This window comes from Caulobacter sp. B11 (genome assembly GCF_002737765.1).
Taxonomy (GTDB): Bacteria; Pseudomonadota; Alphaproteobacteria; order Caulobacterales; family Caulobacteraceae; genus Caulobacter.
This window is the reverse complement of the sequence record NZ_PEGG01000401.1, coordinates 1-2,783: the sequence shown is the minus strand read 5'-3', so window position 1 is coordinate 2,783 and position 2,783 is coordinate 1. Positions and strand designations below refer to the sequence as shown.

The 2,783-nt window shown below is 65.6% G+C and carries 3 protein-coding genes and 2 pseudogenes; 2 read left to right on the top strand and 3 right to left on the bottom strand.

Annotated elements, in window-relative coordinates:
* Positions 1-119: pseudogene (locus CSW58_RS13510) on the bottom strand (response regulator); the annotation flags it as partial.
* 137 nt (positions 120-256) lie between these two features.
* Positions 257-955 (bottom strand): pirin family protein, encoded by a 699-nt coding sequence (locus tag CSW58_RS13505; RefSeq protein ID WP_099447612.1) that lies wholly within the window; start codon positions 953-955, stop codon positions 257-259.
* Between the two features lie 203 nt (positions 956-1,158).
* On the opposite strand from CSW58_RS13505, the gene CSW58_RS13500 reads away from it, so the two are divergent.
* Positions 1,159-1,362 (top strand): hypothetical protein, encoded by a 204-nt coding sequence (locus tag CSW58_RS13500; protein WP_099447611.1) that lies wholly within the window; start codon positions 1,159-1,161, stop codon positions 1,360-1,362.
* Here CSW58_RS13500 and aroC read toward each other — a convergent pair.
* Positions 1,359-2,471, bottom strand: coding sequence for a chorismate synthase (gene aroC, locus CSW58_RS13495; RefSeq protein WP_099447610.1), 1,113 nt, complete (start codon positions 2,469-2,471; stop codon positions 1,359-1,361). The genes CSW58_RS13500 and aroC overlap by 4 nt on opposite strands.
* Positions 2,472-2,588: 117 nt before the next feature.
* On the opposite strand from aroC, the pseudogene CSW58_RS13490 reads away from it, so the two are divergent.
* A pseudogene (locus CSW58_RS13490) lies at positions 2,589-2,783 on the top strand (hypothetical protein); the annotation flags it as partial.

Sequence of the window (2,783 nt, the reverse complement as noted above, 5' to 3'; positions counted from 1 at the left end):
GCGCCGTCCAGCGCCTCGAAGACGTGGCGCACGTCGATGGCCCGCAGGATCTCGGTCAGCAGCATCCGCATATGCTGATTGTCGTCGACCAGCAGGATCTTCAGTTGGTCGAACCGCACGCAGTCCCAAGCCCCCATGCCAGCTGCGGCAGGGCGCAACCCGTACGCGAGCGATGGGTGATCACCCTCGCGCACGGGGAAACATTACGGTTCTGTCACAGGCCCGGTCAAACGAAAAAGACAAACCTTTTCAGGCGTCAGACCGAGTCCACCATCACCACTTCGGCGTCTTCGATCGCGGTGACGACCAGCTCGCCCTCATCGCGGATCGCCGCGCCGTCGCGGGCCTCGATGCGGACGCCATTGACCTCGACCACGCCGCGGGCCGGGACCAGATAGGCGTTGCGGCCTTCGCCCAATGTCCAGCGGGCGCTTTCGCCGGCCTTCAGGGTGGCGGCCAGGACGCGGCCGTCGGTGCGGATCGGCAGGGCGTCCTCGTCGCCGGGAACGCCGCTGGCCAGCACCACGAAGCGGCCCGAGCGATCATCCTTGGGGAAGGGCTTGGCCCCCCAGGACGGGGCGCCGCCGCTTTGGTTCGACTCGATCCAGATCTGGAACAGGGTCGTGGTTTCGTCTTCCAGATTATATTCGGCGTGACGGATGCCCGAGCCCGCGCTCATCACCTGGACGTCGCCCGGACCGGTGCGGCCCTTGTTGCCCAGGCTGTCCTGGTGGGTGATCGCGCCGGTCCGGACATAGGTGATGATCTCCATGTCCGAATGGGGATGGGGCGGGAAGCCCGACTGCGGGGCGATGGTGTCGTCGTTCCACACCCGCAGGGCGCCCCAGCCCATGCGGCGGGGGTCGTACCAGTTGGCGAACGAGAAATGGTGGTTGGCGTCCAGCCAGCCATGATTGGCGTGGCCGAGCGCGCTGAAAGGCCGGCGTTCGATCATGAGAGATCCTCCTTGAGCCCTAGATAGGGAGGGTCGGCTTAATTGCAACAGCTGTTGTGGCGAAGGCGGAAATTGCTGTTATGGTTGAGGTTCTGGCGCTGGTCACGCGGCCTACCGTGGCGCTTGGTTACGAAAACTAAACGAAAAAAGCAGGAACTCCTCGCGACACCATTGGTTGTTGATGCCAGGAGTATGTATTGCCAATGTCAAGTCGAGAGCAAATCATTGATCAGGAAGCCAGAGAGCTCTGGCGCGCGCTGCATGACGAGCCGCCGCCAGAGATCAACGGCAGCGCTTTACTTGAGATGATTCTTCAAAGCATGACCGTGGGCGGCTATGACCGGCTGAGATCGCGTCACCTGCGTGAAGGCCAGGTCGCCCGTCCCGGTTCGTCGGCGGCCCGTTAGCCGCCTGGCGTGAAGGTCGCGCCGCCGGTCTGGCCGCGATGGCGCAGGAAGGCGTCGGCCAGAACGCAGGCGGTCATCGCCTCGACCACCGGCACCCCGCGAATGCCGACACAGGGGTCGTGGCGGCCCTTGGTCCGCAGATCCACTTCCTGCCCGGCCTCGTTGAGGCTCTGTCGCGGGGTCAGGATCGAGGAGGTCGGCTTGAAGGCCACCCGGGCCACCAGGGCCTGGCCCGTCGAGATCCCGCCCAGAACCCCGCCCGCGTGATTGCTCAGGAACACCGGCGCGCCGTCGGGGCCGAGCCGCATTTCGTCGGCATTGGTCTCGCCGGTCAGGGCCGCCGAGGCGAAGCCCTCGCCGATCTCGACCCCCTTGGCGGCGTTGATCGACATCAGGGCCGCCGCCAGCTCGGCGTCCAGTTTGCCATAGAGCGGCGCGCCCCAGCCGGCCGGCACGCCGACTGCCTCGACCTCGACCACCGCGCCGGTCGAGGAGCCGGCCTTGCGGATGGTCTCCAGATGCGCTTCCCACACCGGGATGATCGCCGCGTCGGGCGACCAGTAGGGGTTCTGTTCGACCTGGTCCCAGTCCCAGTTGGCCCGGTCGATGGCGTGGGGGCCGATCTGCACCAGGGCGGCGCGCACCGTCACCCCGGGGATCACCAGTCTGGCGATGGCCCCGGCCGCCACGCGGGCCGCGGTCTCGCGGGCCGAGCTGCGGCCGCCGCCGCGATAGTCGCGCACTCCGTATTTGGCGAAATAGGGATAGTCGGCATGGCCCGGCCGGAAGGCCTGGGCGATCTCGCCATAGTCCTTGGAGCGCTGGTCGGTGTTCTCGATCATCAGGCTGATCGGCGTGCCGGTGGTGCGCTGGCCGTCGCTGCGGTCGTCCTCGAACACGCCCGACAGGATGCGCACGGCGTCCGGTTCCTGGCGCTGGGTGACGAACTTGCCCTGGCCGGGGCGGCGCTTGTCGAGGAAGGCCTGGATCATCTGCGCCGTCAGGGCGATGCCGGGAGGGCAGCCGTCGACGACGCAGCCCAGGGCCGGGCCGTGGCTTTCGCCCCAGGTAGTGACGCGGAACAGGTGACCGAAGGTGTTGTGCGACATGGCGGCGCTTGTAGAGGAAAGCGGGGGCTGCGGCAAAGTACGCGCGGGTAAGGGATTGCATTTGCCGTCTAGACAACTAAAAATTGTATATCGTGTCGTTGGGCGCTGTGTTCAAGAATGCACTACAAGCCTCCCAAACCGCCACTTCTGCTGAAGAGTGTTCCGCGATACGGGCAGGTCTATTGGTGCGATTTTTCGATCTCGAATGTCCTGCCGGAGTTCGATGACGTGCATCCGGCGATCGTTATTCGTTCGGGTCAAAAGCTGGATCGGCCGCATCTCGTCTTGCCCATGACGACCATCGATCACACC